Source organism: Desulfobaculum bizertense DSM 18034, assembly GCF_900167065.1.
GTDB lineage: Bacteria > Desulfobacterota > Desulfovibrionia > Desulfovibrionales > Desulfovibrionaceae > Desulfobaculum > Desulfobaculum bizertense.
The window spans coordinates 142,641-160,421 of sequence record NZ_FUYA01000002.1 but is presented as its reverse complement, the minus strand read 5'-3'; the positions used below and the strand labels follow the sequence as shown (position 1 = coordinate 160,421).

Here is a 17,781-nt window from a genome sequence, read left to right as displayed (position 1 = left end):
AATGGCTCCAGATCCGTTTTACCTTGCCAGTGAGCACACAGGCTCGCCCAGCACAGGCTGCAATCCACGGAAAGCACTCCATTCCCTCATACGCCGGTACAGCGTTATGCTCACTTTCAAAGACACTCCCTTGACTCTTTTGCAACTGAACAGGCCAAGATTGAGACTCAAAAAACGTGTGGCAGACTGGCTTTCTCTACGCTGTTCCATAGAGCTTGCCGATGTAGGAAAACCTCGCCTGACCTGTATGCAAAAAAGTTTTGGAATACGCACATACGCCCATTCGTGACAGCAAAACCTTCTCATACCCAAAAGTCTCATATGCACAGATATACTGAGCCATATACTCGGTGCGCCCTGCGGCGCTCTGCTGCGGCCTAGAAGTGCAGACGTTGTGAGCACAGCGTCGTCTGCTTCAAAAAATACTTCCTTTTGAGAAAACGCACGGCACACTCATCAGCAAAGGGGACTTTGTGACGAGTCGTCCCGGCCGAACGCTCTCTTTGTTTATTGCACTGAAACACGCCCCAAAAATCCCAGAAATTCTGGCGTGATAGCACAGCGCACCCCCCATGTTTCTGTCTTTATCCCTGTCTTTGCTAAAATCCCCTCAACTGCTGGCAGCCGGGGATTTTCTCCTTCCCAAACACACAGAATAAAAACTGACGTTCACGAAGAAGTACCCCACTGTCAAACGGTTCTGCCCACCATTTAAATGGTGCCCCCCCATCCAGAGCCCGGGAATCCAAGGGGCTAGCGGATTCCCGGGATTTCTCCGGAATGGAGATCAGATGAACGGCATACCGTTTTCTGGATCGGGCCTGCTGTCTGTCTTCCCGACTGAACGTCACAAGTTCCCTCAACGGAGCTCTGGCGGTAGTTTCGTTCAGTCGAACAGCGGCCCTATGGCAACTGCATTCCTGTCTGCACCGTGCCCTCTGGAGTTTATGCAGGGGATGAACTCCAGTCAGAACCATAACGACTGCGGAGCAGATGCAGACAGGATCGCGTAGCGCGAAATATGCGGGACATTGGAAGAGTGGCAACGTCGCTGCCTTTGGCAGGTGCCCTCCTCTCGGGTTTCCCAAAGCTGCTCTCCGTTCTGGAGAGCGGGGCCTGCCCCAACAGCAGGCCCCACGGGTGGAGCGTTGGACTCCAAGCAAACACTTATTTAAATGCGTTCACCAATGCTGGAACAACCTTGTACAGGTCGCCGACAATGCCGTAGTCAGCGAACTGGAAAATAGGTGCGTTCTTGTCTTTGTTGACAGCAACGATGGTCTGGGCACCGCTGACGCCAACCATGTGCTGAATCTGGCCGGAAATACCGAGAGCCAGGTACACTTCGGGCTTGGGCATCACGCCGGAAATACCGACGTACTGCTCGCGAGCCATCCACTTCTCGCCTTCGGCGATCGGACGGGAGCAGCCGAGTTCAGCTTCAATTGCACCGCAGAGTTCTTCTGCGATTGCGATGTCTTCCTGCTTGGCAATGCCGCGGCCAATAGCCACAACGCGCTTTGCGCGGTCGAGATCAACAGTGCTTCCCTGCTTTTCACGACGCTCAATGCACTTGATGCTGGCTTTGGGAGCCACATACTCAACAGCAACAGCTTCACCAGTCTTGGAGGCATCAGCCTCAGCAGCCTGGTATGCGCCACTACCAAGAATCACAACAGCAACCTGAGATGTAATTTTCTCTTCGCCAAGAGCGAGGCCACCGTAGACCATGTGCTTGGCAGAAATGCCGTCAGCTTCAACGGAAATCTCAGAAGCTTCGGTAACCACACCAGCATCAAGGCGGACACCAAGGAGAGAAGCCAGAGCTTTGCCACGGCGGGTTGCCGGAAGCAGAACCAGAGCAGGCTTGTCGCCCTCTGCAATGACCTGAGCCATTGTTGCGGCGTAGTCTTCGACAACACGGTCAGCGACTTTCTCACCAAGGGAGTACACAGCGTCTGCACCAAAAGAGAATGCTGCTGCAACATCGTCCTGAGAACCCAGAACAAATGCGGAAACCTTATCACCAAGCTGCTTGCCGCCAGCAATCACTTCTGGCAGGCGGGAAGCGGCATCACTAAAAACCCATACGTTGGAAACAGTGCTCATTTTCTTCCCCAATCCCTTAGTTAATAACCTTGCGCAGGTGGCTTACAAATTCAGCGATCTGGTCGTCGCCGTCACCCTCAACAATGATCTTCTTGCGGTCCTTCTGCTTGGGAGCCTTCACTTCAACAGACTCAACCAGATCAGACTCGCCCTCAAGACCAAGCTCATCAGCGCCAAGAACGCTCACGGGCTTTTTGGAAGCCTTCAGGATTGCTTTCATACCGGGGATAGTGGGGACATTGATGTCTGCGGAAACAGACACAACGGCAGGCAGAGGAATCTCGAGAACCTCGACTTCTTCTTCCAGAGCGCGCTCAACAGTCAGGGTGCTGTCGGTCGCGGAAACAATCTTGCTCACGCCGTTGATGCTCGGCACGTCAAGCAGTGCGCCAAGACGCATGCCAACCTGCTGGGCATAGAGGTCGCCAGAGCCATCACCACAAAGAATCAGGTCAAAGCCAAGCTTCTTTGCTGCTGCAGCAAGCACGAGTGCAGTCTGGTGCGGCAGGGCATTCTGAAATTTTTCGTCCACAACAACAGCCAGCTCTTCGGGGCCACGGGACAGAATATCCTTACGGGCTTTGGTGTTTTCCAGCTCTTTGCCGCCCACACTCAGTGCGGTAACAGTGCTGTCAGCAACCATGCCTTTCAGCTCAACAGCAGCTTCCACTGCGTTCAGGTCGAACTGGCTGATTTTCGGAGCAGCCTTGGCCGTATCCAGGGAGCCGTCAGCATTAACGGCGATGTCCTGCTCTTCCGGGACTAATTTGTATCCTACTAAGATTTTCATCTGTTTTCCGTCCTGTCTCTTATGCTAAATCCACCGGGAAACTCTTTCCCGGATGCCCCCGGCCAAGGCCGGGGGCTTTTCCCATTCAGATTGTGTTACTTCCACTCAGCAAGAGCGTAGTTCAGGTAAGCAATCTCAGGATGCTCTGCGTCGATCACGCGGAAGTGAATGCTGTTGTCGTCCCACTTCCACATCTGCGTCTTCACGGTGCAACCCGGGAACAGAGGCTTGGTGATACGAGTCTTGAAACGAGTCAGACGTTCCGGCTCACCGGGGATGAGGGACTTGATGATGTGACGGCAAGCCACACCAGCAGTGCTGACTGCGTGCAGGTTCGGCTTGGGATAGCCGTACTTCTGTGCGTATTCCCAGTCGACGTGCTGCGGATGGAAGTCACCATTCAGGCGGTAGATCAGACCACGGTTCAGTGCGATCTGCTCAGTCACCTCAAAGTCAGGCTCACGCTCAGGAATCTCTACGACGTCCTTGGGAGCCTTGGGGCCACCCCAGCCGCCGTCAAAGAGTGCGCAGTCCCAGCTTTCGTTAGTGAAAAGCAGGGTGCCGTTCTCGTCGTAGGTGTCACCAATGTGCTGGGCCAAAAGTCCACGGCCCTCGCCACGGTCGTACAGAGCTTTCAGCAGAACTTTGGTGCTGAGCTTGCCGGACATTGCGGTCAGAGGCTGATGGAACTTGAGGTCAAAACCCCAGTGCAGGGAACCGCCCCACTGAAAACCATAGTCAATGGTCTTCGTGACTTCGCTATCCACGATGGGCATAGCTGCAAACATGGGAAGGATCTTCTGATCCTTCTCGTAAACGTACTCAAGGTCAGTACGTCCGTCGTAGCCTGCGCCGCATCCGAGAGCGAACAGAATCAGATCTTTGAAATCGTATTCACGTACAAACGGGCCATAAGTTTTGCCCTGCATGTCCAATTTCAGTGCCATGTCGATTCTCCTTTTTTATGATTGCGGTCGTAAAAGAATGGCTGTTCAAAAAATAACCACGATCAATAAATTGAGTACAAGAATCCCAACTCAGGCCAGAACTGGCCCAAATCACATTAGTGCGCTGCTACGCAGCGTTCTCCAGGAACGAGGGTACATCCCTCTGCAATACTCTTTTGCCGCAGGAGGTGCTTCTGGACCTTTCCAGCACACGACCGAGGCAAGGAGTCTGTGAATTCAATGCTTCCTGGAACCTTAAACTTTGCAATGTGCGCAGAGCAGTAGTCATAGACTTCCTCTGCACTCAGTGTTTCGCCTGCTTTAACAACAACGAAAGCTTTTACGATCTCGTCGTGGATGGTGTCCGGGACGCCAACCACTGCGGCTTCCATAATCTTGGGGTGGCATACAAGAATGTTTTCAATCTCAATGCCGGAGATATTTTCGCCAGAACGCTTAATCATATTGAGATTGCGATCCACAAAGTAAAAATATCCATCCTCGTCCATGTAGCCGTTGTCCCCAGTTCGAAGCCAACCGTCGGCATTCAGTAACTTGGCGGTCGCTTCTGGAGCATTGTAATACTCTCTGAGGAGCGTTTTTCCGGGCACACCCTTAATGCAAATCTCGCCAACGTTTCCCGGCGCAAGCTCAGCGCCCTTCTCGTCCATGATCTTGACTTCATAGCCAAAACCCGGCTTTCCGATTGACGGCCATCTGCGTTCCTTTCCGGGGACATCGCCAACGATGCCTACAATCGTTTCGGTCATGCCGTAGGAGGTCAGGAACCGCACATTAAAGCGCTCGACAAACGCATCTTTCTCCTGCTTGGCCAAGCTCAGGTAAAAGAACACCTCTCGCAGACAGTGATTCTTTTCCCACGGCTTCACAGGCTGAAGCATCAGGGTCCGGACCATAAAGGGAATACACTCTGTTATGGTTGCCCGGTAGCAGCAAATCTGATTCCAGAACTTGTGAGCGCTGTATTTCTCCAAAAGGATAAAGGTCGCGCCAGAAGCAAAGGTCGGCAGTGCTGCCGTACACTGAAAATCTATGTGGAACGCTGGCATCATGGTCAGATACCGGTCATCCTGTCTCAGTGCACACTGCCAGGATGTGTACATCCCAGCAAAAACAAGGTTATAATGGGTGATAACCACACCCTTTGGCCGCGATGTTGTCCCAGATGTAAACAGGATCTCTGCAACATCATCGCCGGTCAGAGGCTCTACATGATCGAGCGTTTCGGACTGCTCGCCCAGTCCCAGCGTCATGTTCACAGCCCCGTCGAGTTCTACACACTCGCGCTCACGGGCAACGACAATTGTCTCAATTGTCAGATCCTTTTCGTGACGCAGGGAGCTGTAGACCTCCAGAAATTCGCGTTCAATCACGACGTGCTTAACGTCGCATTTCTTCAAAATGTACGCACACTCACTATCAAGGTAATGCACGTTGACTGGCACCATCACCGCGCCAATCTTTGCAAGTCCGAACCAGCACAGCAAAAACTCAGGACAGTTATGCATCTGGACGGCGACCTTGTCTTCTTTCCGAATGCCAAGTGCATGGAAAAAATTCGCGGCCCTATTTATTTCCCGGTTGAATCCGGAATACGAAAATTCGCGGGTGTTGCCTGCTTTGTCTTCAAAAATCAGGGCAGTTTTGTCGCCATATGTGTCCGCCAGTTCATCCCACATATGCCGCAGGCTTTTGTTCCCAACACTATCCAATTGATAAACCTCGTTCCTCAACGCATTTCATCGTCCAAATCCCGCTGCACCGAACCTCGCCTGTCCTGTGCCGCGTTACAGGAATTTGTCCGAATGATGGGGATGGCCGCCCAGGAGCAGACAGCCATCCCAGTCATATCGAGAGCTTCCCTGAATTACTCAGCAGGAGCGTCTTTTCCGACTTTTGCCAGACCTTTGTCCACGAGGCCCTTGATCTGCTCTTCGGAGTAGCCAAGGTCACCCAGGATGTCGGCAGTATCCATGCCGTATTTGGGCATTCCGCGCCAAATCTTGCAGGGATTGTTCTTGAACTTGGGCATAATGTTCGGACCCTTGCAGGTTTCGCCGTCAATGTTCTCCCATTCAGTGATGGAATCACGGGCAATGTACTGCGGGTTGGACTCAAGTTCAGGAATGGTCAGCACCTTGGCGCAGGCCACATGGAGTTCAGCAAACAGGTCCTGAACTTCCTTGATGGTCTTGCCAGAGAGGTACTCGTCAAGTTTTTCTTCAACGAATTCGCCAGAAGGACAATCAACACGGCTAATAAGCTGTGTGCCGTCGGGGAACTCTTCGGTGCCAAGCAGATGGCTGATGTCCATACGTGCGAACATCTCCTTGATCTGATTCACGCCGACCAGCTCCATAACGATGTAGCCGTCCTTGCAGGTGTAGAGACCGCAGCCAACCCAGTACGGGTCTTTACCCTTGGTCATACGGGGGCAGACTTCTCCACCGTTGAAGTAGTTCATCATGTAATACTGGCCCATACGAAGCATGACTTCGTACATGGCGACGTCAATGCTTTCGCCAACGCCAGTCTGCTGTGCCTTGTAGAGCGCAGCCAGAGCGGAGGTGGTCACAGTCATGCCCGAGAAGTAGTCCGCAGTGTACGGGAATGCGGGCATGGGCTGATCCTTGTCACCGTTCTGAATCAGGTAGCCACTGAAAGCCTGAGCAATGGTGTTGTAGGCAGCCAGGTTGGTGTACTCTGGGGTGCCGTACTGACCAAAGCCGGACAGATGGCCGATAACGAGGGCTTTGTTTCTTTCCCACAGCACTTCATCGGTGATGCCCCGCTTGGCAAAGGCGGGACCTTTACTGGCTTCGATGAAGATGTCGGTCGTTTCCATGAGCTTCAAAAACGCCTCTCTGCCCTCTTCCTTGAAGATATTCAAAGACAGAGCATGGAGGTTGCGGCGTGAAAGCTCTGGGTAGTGAGGCTGAACACGGATTGTGTCTGCGTAGGCAGTGTTCTCAATCCAGATAACTTCAGCGCCCCACTCGGCAAACATCTGGCCTGCAAAAGGACCAGCAATCTCAATACCGGAGAAAACAACCCTCAACCCGGAAAGCGGGCCAAACTTGGGGGTAAACAGCTTTTTAGACATGGAAATCTCTCCTCGTTGTTCGTGGCGTTCGGTGCTCAGAGTCGACTAGCGGTACTGTTTCAGAACTGCGCGGCCGAGGGTGAGGATCTGCATTTCGTCGGAACCACCGGAAACACGGTCAACGCGAAGGTCGCGCCAGAAGCGGGCAACGCGGTGGCCGCCTGCAACGCCGTAACCAGCGAGGACCTGCATGGCGTTGTCGACAACGTCAAAAGCAGCGTTTGCGCAGAAGTACTTGCACATGGCAGCGTCGCCAGAAGTCATGGTTCCATTGTCGCACTTCCATGCAGACTCAAAGATCATGTTCTTCATGCTGTTCAGCTTGATAGCCATGTGAGCAAACTTTTCCTGAATGAGCTGGGTGCGGCCAATAGCCTCACCGAACTGCACGCGCTGGTTTGCGTACTTGGCAGCATCTTCAAATGCGCAGTAGGCAACACCGTAGTTGGTGCATGCAACGAGGAAACGCTCTGCATCGAACTCTTCCTTAACGCGCAGGAAGCCATTGCCTTCCTTGCCGAACATGTCTTTTTCTTCCAGCTCGACGTTGTCAAAAACGATCTCGCAGCAGCTGTCCATGCGCAGGCCAAGCTTCTCGAGAGGGTTCTTTTTGATGCCGGGCAGGCTCATGTCGACAAACCACTCGGAGAAGACAGGCTTTTCGGACTCTGCGTCACGAGCCATCACAACGAGGTACGGGCACTTGCCGCTACTGGTGATGAAGCACTTCTGGCCGTTCAGATACACCTTGCCGTTTTTGCGGGTGTAGGTGGTCTTGAGGCTGCCAACGTCGGAGCCAGCGCTTGGCTCAGTGATGGCGGAGTTCCACATCTGCTTGCCAGTGCCACGGAAAGCAAAAATCTTGTCGATCTGTTCCTGAGTGCCTTCACGCAGGATGGTGCTAAAGCCGGGGAGCTGGTACAGGACGTAGGTCGGAGCGCCCTGACGGCCAAGCTCTTCCCAGATGGCTGCGAGAGTCACCATGCCTGCTTCCATTCCACCGTGCTCCTCGGGGAGCAGCATGGTGTCGATGCCGAGGTCAGCAAGTTCCTTGACCCAGCGTTCCGGATATTCATGCTTTTCGTCGCAGTCTGCGAAGTATGCTTCCCAGTTTTCGCGCTCCATCAGCTCGCGAACACCAGCAACAAAAAGTTCCTGTTCGTCTGTCAGCTTAAAATCCATGAGGAATTCTCCTTAAGTTCTTTTTCTGCCGTATATGGTTGCAGAAGCTACCACTTCCGCTTTTTGGCATCTTTGATGAAGGATGCAATGATCATGAGGTTTACAAAGAAGAGCGGGCAACCGCCGGCGATAATGGCTGTCTGAAGAGGTTTCAGACCACCAAGAGCCAGCAGGGTGACACCAATGATACCCACGAGCACGGACCAGCCAACACGGACCCAGACCGGAGGTTCGCTGTATGCGTCAGCCTCGGTACAGGTGGACATAGCCAGAGTGTAGGAACAGGCATTGATCAGGGTAACGGTTGCGACAAAGCACAGGACAAAGAACACAGAGATTGTCAGCGTGCTAAACGGCAGAGCGGCCCATGTTTCAATAACGGCTCGCGGAGCACCATACTTGGCCACCAGGTCGGGGAGGTTCAAAACGCCCTGATGGATAAGGCTCATGGTGTTACCACTCAGCACAGTCCACATGAACCAGGTGGAAACAGTCAGACCAGCAACCATGCCGACGCAGACTTCGCGGACAGAACGGCCACGAGAAATACGTGCGAGGAAGATACAGGTCTGAATTCCGTAGATGACCCACCATGCCCAGTAGAACACGGTCCAGCCCTGCGGGAATCCACCGCCCTGAATAGCATCAGTGTAGAACAGCATCCGGGTGAAGTTGTTCAGCATGATGCCGATGGAGTCGGTGAAGTAGTTGAAAATAAAAGTTGTTGCGCCAATGGCAAGAATCCAGAGCAGCACTGCAATGGAAAGATAGCTGCGAAGGTCAGAGGCAAACTTGATGCCCTTCTGAAGACCGCAGGCAACACAAATGGCGTTGAAGACGATCCAGCAGCCAATGATAGTGGCGTCAAGCTGAAGGGTATGCGGCACACCAAACAGCCACTGAATGCACTCGGTCACGAGCGGAGTTGCCAGACCAAGGCTTGTGCCCATGGCGAGAATCAGAGCCACAATGTACATGTTGTCGATGATGATACCGGCAAGACCGTTGCAGGCTTTCTCGCCAAGAAGCGGGACAAGGGTTCCGCTGGGGCGAATGACGTTGATTTTTTTGACAAACAGGAAGTAGCCGAATGCAACGGTAAAGAAACCGTAGCCAGCCCAGGGCATTGGACCCCAGTGGAACAGGCTGTATGCAAGGCCATACTCCTGCGCAGTCACAGACATTGGCTCAAAGCCAAATGGTGGCGTTGCGACGTAGCAGTATGCTTCGTACGAACCCCAGAACAAAACTGCGGCAGAAGTCGACGAAGCGAACATCAGGAAGATCCAGCTTGGAGTGCTGAACTCAGGTTCTTCATCGCCAAGTCTGTTGTTCTTCCAGGGTCCAAAAACAAGCCAGCACCAGCCAGCAAGCATAAAGACCATGTACCACTCAAATGCCCATCCCCAGGAGAATGTGACGTAATGGAAAACAGCACCAATAACTTTGTTTGCTGCATCCAGATCCCGAATTGTCAGGTAGCACAGGACGGCTACGATGATGAGCGACGGAAAGAAAACTTTGGGATCAATCCGCACAGATGATTTTTTCTTCGGTTCCATTAAGGAAACTCCAGCTCTAAAATGGAGAGGTTTTAAGCCAGCCAGTCTGAGCGCGTGCCTTCCAAACTCAGTTGCGCCCTGCACTCAGTCCAAAAACGTCACCGCTTTCGCGACTGGCTCTCCTTTTCTGGCAAAAAATGCCGTGCCCTAATTATATGCCTTCCAGTTCACTGAGGATTCGCTCCAAACCGAACTGTCATTGCCGCTCACGTCCTCTGCCCTGCCACTTCGAGATTCCCCCAGAAATTTTGGAACCCGCGTGGGCCAGCGGACAAAAACCGCGTGTGTACATGCTGCCGGCGCATTGCGCGTAATCGCGATTGTAAAAACAATCATAGCTAAAATATAATCGCGATCATTTTTTTGGGAAGACGTCTCCGCTTCCCTGTTCGGCGTTGGTGAAAATTTGCATAATCGCGATCATTTTGCAATCACAATTTTTTATTAATCACGATCACGATTTCGATCAAAAAAATTTATTCAAATATTTTAATATGTTATTCTTGTATATTTTTTCTCATTTTCACCTTTTTCGTCCAAACTCGCATTCTTGTTTCGTCGCAGACGCCCTGCAACTATTGTGTCTTTTTGAACAACCCATTTACGAGTCTCTTTTAGTAAAAAACACACCTTGCAATAAAAGCATACTCCTCAGAGCTTACACTGCATTGAGTTGCTCTTGCATCATCATACACTCGCTCTAGTGTCTCTAGAACTCGCCATGATTCTTTTTTATCAAACAATCTAGTTCATCTTTTTACAATTCTATAGACGACTTTTCCCCCATATATGTTCCCAATACACACTTTTAATAGCTTGAGCATCCTTGACTTTTTGCATCGTTTTGAGTATATAGTTCAATAAATATAGGTCAGTACAAATTCTCATGCTTGAAAAAGCAGCTCCCAGCGTCCACCTGACACGTCCTCTGTTTTTTCTTTCACACCGCCAAAAACGCAATTTTGGCGTCAAAATACAGAGCCAAATGTCACGGCCGACATCCTCAAAGCATTCTTCCTCCCCATTTTACAGGCTTTTTTACTTTTCACAAAAAAATGATGGGGAGAAAACGCCGTCATTTTTGACCGCGATCATAAAAAAAACATGCTATTATTTTGAACAAGGCAATGACACGCTAACCGCGATTAGTGTACAGTGTTGTGACCCCAAATGAGGACAGGGAGCGCCTTGTAATCCCTGAAATTTACAGAGAATTCATTGAACGATCAATCAGCGAGTTCTTCCAATTCTCAGACCACGTCTCATTTTTGGCCTCAACTCCATTTGTGAGAGCCTGAACACGGCAACTTGATTTCTCTGCAAAGCAAGGCCATAGACCATTTGGCCCTTGCCTGCGTTTGTATATCTGCGGCCCACACACGCTTTTGGGACAGGCCCAAGGCATGTGCTTCATCATTCACTCAGCATCGCCGCACAGTTCCCGCTGAAAAACCGTATAAATGCATCACGGTGAAGAGCAAAAGGTAACGTATGACAAAGACTCAAGACAGACTGAAAATTCGACAGCAGCGCACCATGACGTATTTCATCGAAGCCGCAAACCAGATCATCAAAGAAGAAGGCATTGAAGCTGTCACCATCCGAAAGACAGCCGATCTCGCCGGATACGCAAGCGCAACGCTGTACAACTACTTTGATAACCTGACACATCTTATTTTCCTCGCCACCATGAACTATCTGGAGGAGTACAACGCAGCCCTCCCCCAGCGCCTGACCGAGTGTGAAAACTCCGTGGAACGCTACATGGCAGTCTGCAAGTGTTTCTCGGAGTACGCCTACGAAGACCCAGAAATTTACGAACACCTGTTTTTCTCGCATGGCGACGAAAAGCTGGAAGAATACATGCACCAGTATTATGAGCTGTTCCCGGAGAAGGTCATTCTGGACTGGCCCGAACCCCTGAACAAAATTTTCCAGATCAACAACATCTATTCCCGCAGCTCCATGATGCTCACAGACTGTGTGAATGACGGATACATGACCGAAGACGCAGCCAAGGATTTCAACGAGGTCAACATGATGATCTTTAAGTGTATCCTGCAAGACGTCCGAGACGACCTCCTGTCCAAAGATCAGGCCATCGAAAAGACCATGAAATACTATCGACAGATCTTTGAACACTACCTCAAGCCAGAATTTACGGGGCTTCTCGACACCCCCGTCTGTCACTAAACCCGTTCCAGCCCGGAGGACTTCCACTCCGTAGCGAGACATCCACTCATGCACTGTGGGCAGCGGCTTCGCATACACATTCAGAAGCCCTGCCTTCTACAGTGTTCCCCACAAAACGATTGCCACCAATTCCCTCCCCTTCATCAAAGCCCCCCATACAGACCTCTTTGCTTTTTCCTCAATAAGCCTTGACAGTACCGCAGGTGCACTGCATGCTGTACCTCTAATTTCGGTCATATTTTGGACATGTCCAAAATAAATACGCCTGTTTTCGGCCGCACTCAAAAAAGAGACGACAATGAAAATTGCCTGCATTGGCCCCTCTGATTCCATGACAATTATTCAGGAATCAGTGGAAAAATTTTTCCCGGAAATTACGTTTTATGCTTACGTTCGGGAACGTACAGAAGAATCCTGGGAAGTGCTGGAGCGCTGCCAGCGAGAAACTGACGGCATTTTATTCTCTGGCATCGGCGTACAGGAAGCAGCAAAAGCCCGTGGCATTGTGACCAAGCCATATGCCCATCTTCCACGTGGTGCATACAGCCTGATGCGGGTTTTGGCCGAAATTGCCCGAAGTTCATACGAGCACAAAACCATCAGTATTGATGTCGTTCTTGATGAAGTTCTTGAAGAGGTTATCCGTGAATATGGCGTCTCTTTCGACCATATCCACTCCATGCCCTTCGCCATTCATCACAAGGAAGATGACTACAGGGAACGCCACCTCCAGCTTTTTGAATCTGGAAAGGCTGATGTTATCGCAACGGGTTTCGGCTCCGTCTACCAGGAACTTCTCGAACAAGGCCTCCCGGTCTTCCGTCTGGCTCCCAATTCGCTCCAGATTCGCGAAACAGTTCGCCACCTGATTGAACAGATTACAGCCAGAGACCTTCGCTCCGCAGGCATCGCGATTCAAAACGTCAAGCTGCATGGCATCTCTATGGATTCCATAAATCAGTATGACGACATGAAAATCGAAGGACGTTTTTACCTTGAACTTCTCGAATACGCCCGCGCTATTCAGGGAAGCCTCTTTAATTTTGGAAAAGAAGAATACGTTATCTTTTCTACCAGGGGCGTCATAGAAAGCCCCGTTCATCTCGATATGTTTCAGGAACTTCTGAAGTGGGGACGCGCAAACAAACTCCCCATTGCCTCTGGAATCGGCATTGGAGCAACGGCATTTGAGGCAGAAAAATCCGCCAGAAAAGCCCTCTCCCATGCCATCGCTCTTCCAGAAGGCGGCCTGTACATCGTGGACGGAGAGGAACTCCGCGGCCCCATTGGGCAAAAGGAAGAACTCAGGTTTCGGACCCGGATTTCGGACGAAACCCTGCTCAAAATTTCGCAGGAAGTCGGCGTCAGCCCAAGCTATGTCGACAGGATTCGCGCCATCATGGATAAAACGGGCAAGAATACCTTTGATTCAGGAGATCTTGCAAGCTGCCTTGGCATTGGCGAACGAAGTGCGCGCCGGGTACTCAAAAAATTCCTTGATAGCGGTCACGCCAAACTTGTGGGGAAGGAAAACGCCCATCAGGTTGGACGTCCTAAAAATTTGGTGAGAATTATCGTTTAGTCCTGTTTTTTATGGCAAATTTCGGACACATTTTTGACATGTCCGAAAATAGCAAAAAAAGGACCAGACCGTCTTCAAGGAGGCCCAACACATACATCGCAAGCAGAGTCAGAGGCGCCATCATCAGTCCGCAGTGTCTACATGTCGCAACGTGGATGATGGCAGGGAATTACAACTTCTTTAGTTTCTAGGGGATTATTCATGATTGACGCAATCAAAAACGTCAAAGTGCACCTGCTCGTTCTGGTGCTCGTGGTTGTTTCCGAACTTATCGGAACTTTGACGTTCAATGTCGGCCCGGGAAAGCTCGTCCTTCTGCCCATGCTTTATGCCGTTTTCATCGGCACCTTCCTTGGCCCCAAATTTGCCAAGGTGGTCAACGACAAAGACATGGTGAACTCCAGTGCTCTGGTCAGCCTAACTCTGATGCTCCTTATGGCGCGCTATGGCACGCTCGTTGGACCCAAATTTTATGAAATCCTGAAAGCAGGCCCGGCCCTGATTCTCCAGGAGTTTGGTAACATCGGCACCCTGCTCATCGGTATTCCGATCGCCATGTTCCTCGGCCTGAAGCGTGAGTCCATTGGTGCAGCCCACTCCATCGCCCGTGAGCCAAACGTTGCCCTTATCGGCGACATCTACGGTCTGGACACAGCAGAAGGTCGCGGCGTCATGGGTGTCTACATCTGTGGCACCGTTTTTGGCACCATATTCTTTGGCCTCGCCGCATCATTCATTTCCATTTTTAATATCTTCCACCCATACGCACTGGCTATGGCCTCCGGCGTTGGCAGTGCAAGCATGATGACAGCCACCGTTGGTAGCCTCTCCGCCATTTATCCTGAAATGGCAGAAAAAATTCAGGCTTTTGGCGTTGCAAGTAATACCCTGTCCGGTCTGGACGGTGTGTACATGTCCATGCTTATTGCACTTCCCATGTCTAACAAGCTTTACGGCATGCTGTACCGACTGAAGTACGGCAAAAGTGAGGAGGCCTAAACATGAACCGCATGGTAGAATCCGCAATCGTTCTGGTTATCGTCGCTGTAATCACGCTCATCGGTAACTCGATTGGACATAATTTTGGTCTTCTGGAAGCCCTCCCGGGCATGGCCGTGCTTTTCGGCATCTGTCTGGCTGGTATTGCTGCAAACCGCTTCGTGTTCAGCAAGCTTCCACCAGTTTTGTACATCATTACCTTCGGCATGCTCGTTACCCTGCCCGGCTTTCCTGGCTCCGAACAGTTCGCTGCATGGGTCTCCAAGGTCAACTTCCTTGCCCTGACTACCCCCATCCTTGCTTACGCTGGTGTTGGTATTGGCAAAGACCTTGATGCCCTCAAGAAAACCGGCTGGCGTATCGTCGTGGTCAGTCTTTTTGTCATGGCCTCAACCTTTGTCGCCTCTGCGGGTATCGCCCACGTCGTACTGAAAGTACTGGGAGAAATCTAAATGCCTTTGCATCCGCACGTCGTGAAACGCTTTGACGAACTCAAAGCCATTCGCACACATCTGCACACCTGCCCTGAAATCGGAACCGAAACAGCCGGTACGGTTGCCTTCATCACGTCCAAGCTGGACGAGTATGGACTCAGCTACGAAGCCATTGGTGAGAACTCTGTTTTAGCCAAGGTCGACGGCAAAGCTCCCGGAAAAACAGTCGCATTCCGCGGAGACATGGACGGTCTGGTAACTCAGGAAGAAACAGGTCTGCCCTACGCGTCTCAAACAGACGGCAGAATGCACGCCTGCGGACATGACGGGCACACGACGACCATGCTTGCCCTTGCACAGTACCTCTCCACCTACCGGGACTTTGACGGCACTATCCTGCTCTTGTTCCAGTCCGGTGAAGAAGGATACGGCGGAGCAAAAAAGGTCATCGAAGATGGATTATTTGAAAAGTACTCCATCGACCTTATGTTCGGGTATCACAACTGGCCCGGCGAAGACCCAGACAAGATTATCGTCCATCAGGGCCCATGTATGGCCTCTGAGGACCGCTTTGACATCAAGGTCACCGGCCGAAGCGGACACGCATCCATGCCTCATGGCTGCATTGAACCGTTCGCCGCTGTTGCCGACATGATCAAGGCTGCTCAAACAATCATCCCACGCAAGGTTTCTGCCCACGACAAGGCAGTTATCAGCATCACGCAGGTGCACGGCGGAAGCGCGTACAACATCATCCCCGATGATGTCATGATTCGCGGCAATGTCCGCACTGTAGACGGTGGAGTTCAGGACTGTATTGAGTCCTCTCTCGCTACTGTTGTTGATGGCGTGGCCAAGACCTATGGCGTCGAGGCAGAATTCACTTATTACCGCAAGCATCCTGTGCTCATGAACTCCACTCCGGAGCTGGCTATTGCCGCTGCCGAGCGGGTTGTGGGCAAAGAAAACGTGCTGACCAACGTCCTCCCTGCAATGGGTTCCGAAGACTATGCGTTCTTCATGGAGCACACCAAGGGCTGTTTCGTCTGGGTTGGTAACGGTGAAAACTCGCCCCTCTTGCACAACAGCAAGTACGACTTCAATGACGAGGCCATGCTCACCGCAGCCAGCCTCTTCATCGAACTCATTCACGACGTCATGTAATTCACGGAGAAACCACATGGATTCCTTGAAGGAACTCTATAAACTGGGCAATGGCCCCTCCAGCAGTCACACTATGGGACCGCAAAAGGCCGCCCAGATGTTTCGCGAACGCACTCCGCACGCTGCCCGCTACAGGGTCACGCTCTACGGAAGCCTTGCCGCGACTGGCAAAGGACATCTCACCGACTGGATTATTGAGAAGACTCTCAAACCAATCGAAACCGAGATTGTCTGGAAAGCCGACGAGGTCAAACCGTTCCACACCAACGGAATGCTTTTTGAGTCCCTCGACACTCTCGGCGAAAGCACCGAGCAGTGGGAAGTCTTTAGCGTTGGCGGTGGCACTATTGCCGAAGCCAGCTCAACAAGCCGAGGTTCAAAAAACATATATCCCCACAGCAAGCTTCTCGACATCATGCGTTTTTGTCGCGAAGAAAACATTGAGCTGTGGGAGTATGTTGAGCGTTACGAAGATTCTGACTTATGGGATTTTCTGCGCGAAATGTGGGAGGCAATGGTTACGGCAATGGACCGGGGTTTACAGAAAACAGGCGTTTTGCCCGGTGAGCTGAAATACCCTCGTAAGGCAAATTCCTTTTTCAAAAAGGCCCGGCTTCAGGCAAAGCATCTGAAATCCACAGGTATGACTTTTGCCTACGCCCTTGCTGTCTCAGAAGAAAACGCCTCTGGCGGTCTCGTCGTGACAGCTCCTACATGTGGCTCCGCCGGACTCGTGCCTGCGGTATTGCGTTCACTCAAGGAAGAATACGACGTCAGCGAAGATGAACTTCTTCGTGCCCTCGCTATCGGTGGCCTCATCGGCAATCTGGTCAAAGAAAATGCCTCCATATCCGGCGCAGAAGTCGGATGCCAGGGCGAAGTGGGAACGGCCTGCGCGATGGCCGCTGCCATGGCTGCCTACCTCTTTGGCGGCACCCTCAGCCAGATTGACTATGCAGCAGAAATGGCCCTCGAGCATCACCTCGGCATGACCTGCGACCCCGTCGCGGGCTATGTTCAGGTGCCCTGCATCGAACGAAACGCCGTCTCCGCTGTCCGCGCCCTCGACGCAGCAGAGTACACCCTCTTTACTGACGGAGATCACTGCATCAGCTTCGACCAGGTCGTTTTGACCATGGGAGAAACCGGCCGCGATCTGAAATGTGGCTACAAGGAAACGTCCCTCGCAGGTCTTGCCAAGTACTCCCCTGCGTGCCGATTCCGTCTCTAATCCCAACAGACCCCAAAAAAACTGCTGCAAATTCGCTCTTAACGCTCTATGCGCAGCAGACCCTTCACTCGGCCCAGAGGCTCTCGCCTCTGGGCCTATATTTTTTGAGGATGGGTGTGGGGGTACGAGACTCCGTCTCGTGCTCTGCAAGGGGCGCTTGGGTGGGCGGGGACTCTGTCCCCGCACCTCTGCAAGGGGCGCTGCCCCTTGACCCCGCCCAAGGACGAGGCCCTTGGGAATCCCGCTTTCGCTGTTTTTGAACAGGTTAGCGGGATGAGCGCTTCGCTCTCCTCTCCGCCAACCTGTTCAAAAACAGCTAGTGGAGATTTCCCGATTGCGTGTTCTTTTGCCTTTTCCAGACCGCACTTATTTTTTTTCTGAACGCGAGCGTTCAGAAAAAAAATGGTGGCAACTCGCAGAAGAGAAAGAAGCTCTCGACGTTATGCCCAACAAGTTTGAAAACC

14 protein-coding genes are annotated in these 17,781 nt (G+C 51.8%); 7 read left to right on the top strand and 7 right to left on the bottom strand.

What is annotated here, in order from left to right:
- The first annotated feature begins 791 nt into the window (after positions 1-791).
- The gene (locus B5D23_RS03665) at positions 792-1,013 is read left to right on the top strand and encodes a hypothetical protein (RefSeq protein ID WP_078684052.1); all 222 of its coding nucleotides are present in this window, start codon (positions 792-794) and stop codon (positions 1,011-1,013) included.
- A 154-nt stretch (positions 1,014-1,167) separates the two neighbouring features.
- Here the strand turns inward: B5D23_RS03665 and B5D23_RS03660 are convergent, their stop codons facing one another.
- The 7 genes from B5D23_RS03660 to caiT form a co-directional block, all read right to left on the bottom strand.
- The gene (locus tag B5D23_RS03660; RefSeq protein ID WP_078684051.1) at positions 1,168-2,109 is read right to left on the bottom strand and encodes an FAD-binding protein; all 942 of its coding nucleotides are present in this window, start codon (positions 2,107-2,109) and stop codon (positions 1,168-1,170) included.
- A 16-nt stretch (positions 2,110-2,125) separates the two neighbouring features.
- Entirely contained in the window at positions 2,126-2,899 is a 774-nt protein-coding gene (fixA, locus tag B5D23_RS03655) for a putative electron transfer flavoprotein FixA (protein ID WP_078684050.1), read from the bottom strand.
- 95 nt (positions 2,900-2,994) lie between these two features.
- Positions 2,995-3,846 (bottom strand): MaoC/PaaZ C-terminal domain-containing protein, encoded by an 852-nt coding sequence (locus tag B5D23_RS03650; protein ID WP_078684049.1) that lies wholly within the window; start codon positions 3,844-3,846, stop codon positions 2,995-2,997.
- Between the two features lie 116 nt (positions 3,847-3,962).
- On the bottom strand, positions 3,963-5,579 hold the full coding sequence (gene caiC, locus B5D23_RS03645; protein WP_078684048.1) for a crotonobetaine/carnitine-CoA ligase: 1,617 nt from the start codon (positions 5,577-5,579) through the stop codon (positions 3,963-3,965).
- 155 nt (positions 5,580-5,734) lie between these two features.
- Complete coding sequence (gene caiB, locus B5D23_RS03640; RefSeq protein WP_078684047.1) at positions 5,735-6,970, bottom strand: L-carnitine CoA-transferase; 1,236 nt, start codon at positions 6,968-6,970, stop codon at positions 5,735-5,737.
- Between the two features lie 45 nt (positions 6,971-7,015).
- Positions 7,016-8,152 (bottom strand): crotonobetainyl-CoA dehydrogenase, encoded by a 1,137-nt coding sequence (gene caiA / locus B5D23_RS03635; protein ID WP_078684046.1) that lies wholly within the window; start codon positions 8,150-8,152, stop codon positions 7,016-7,018.
- Positions 8,153-8,199: 47 nt separating this feature from the next.
- On the bottom strand, positions 8,200-9,714 hold the full coding sequence (caiT, locus tag B5D23_RS03630) for an L-carnitine/gamma-butyrobetaine antiporter (protein WP_078684045.1): 1,515 nt from the start codon (positions 9,712-9,714) through the stop codon (positions 8,200-8,202).
- Positions 9,715-11,205: 1,491 nt separating this feature from the next.
- Between caiT and B5D23_RS03625 the strand changes: the two genes are divergently transcribed.
- The 6 genes from B5D23_RS03625 to B5D23_RS03595 all read left to right on the top strand — a co-directional run bounded on the left by B5D23_RS03625 (position 11,206) and on the right by B5D23_RS03595 (position 17,317).
- Positions 11,206-11,907, top strand: a complete 702-nt coding sequence (locus tag B5D23_RS03625) for a TetR/AcrR family transcriptional regulator (protein ID WP_078684044.1) — start codon at positions 11,206-11,208, stop codon at positions 11,905-11,907.
- A 298-nt stretch (positions 11,908-12,205) separates the two neighbouring features.
- Positions 12,206-13,489, top strand: a complete 1,284-nt coding sequence (locus tag B5D23_RS03615; RefSeq protein ID WP_078684042.1) for a hypothetical protein — start codon at positions 12,206-12,208, stop codon at positions 13,487-13,489.
- Positions 13,490-13,690: 201 nt separating this feature from the next.
- Complete coding sequence (locus tag B5D23_RS03610) at positions 13,691-14,488, top strand: DUF3100 domain-containing protein (RefSeq protein ID WP_078684041.1); 798 nt, start codon at positions 13,691-13,693, stop codon at positions 14,486-14,488.
- A 2-nt stretch (positions 14,489-14,490) separates the two neighbouring features.
- Positions 14,491-14,940, top strand: coding sequence for a hypothetical protein (locus B5D23_RS03605; RefSeq protein ID WP_078684040.1), 450 nt, complete (start codon positions 14,491-14,493; stop codon positions 14,938-14,940).
- On the top strand, positions 14,941-16,086 hold the full coding sequence (locus tag B5D23_RS03600) for an amidohydrolase (protein ID WP_078684039.1): 1,146 nt from the start codon (positions 14,941-14,943) through the stop codon (positions 16,084-16,086).
- Between the two features lie 16 nt (positions 16,087-16,102).
- On the top strand, positions 16,103-17,317 hold the full coding sequence (locus tag B5D23_RS03595; protein ID WP_078684038.1) for an L-serine ammonia-lyase, iron-sulfur-dependent, subunit alpha: 1,215 nt from the start codon (positions 16,103-16,105) through the stop codon (positions 17,315-17,317).
- Positions 17,318-17,781 lie beyond the last annotated feature (464 nt).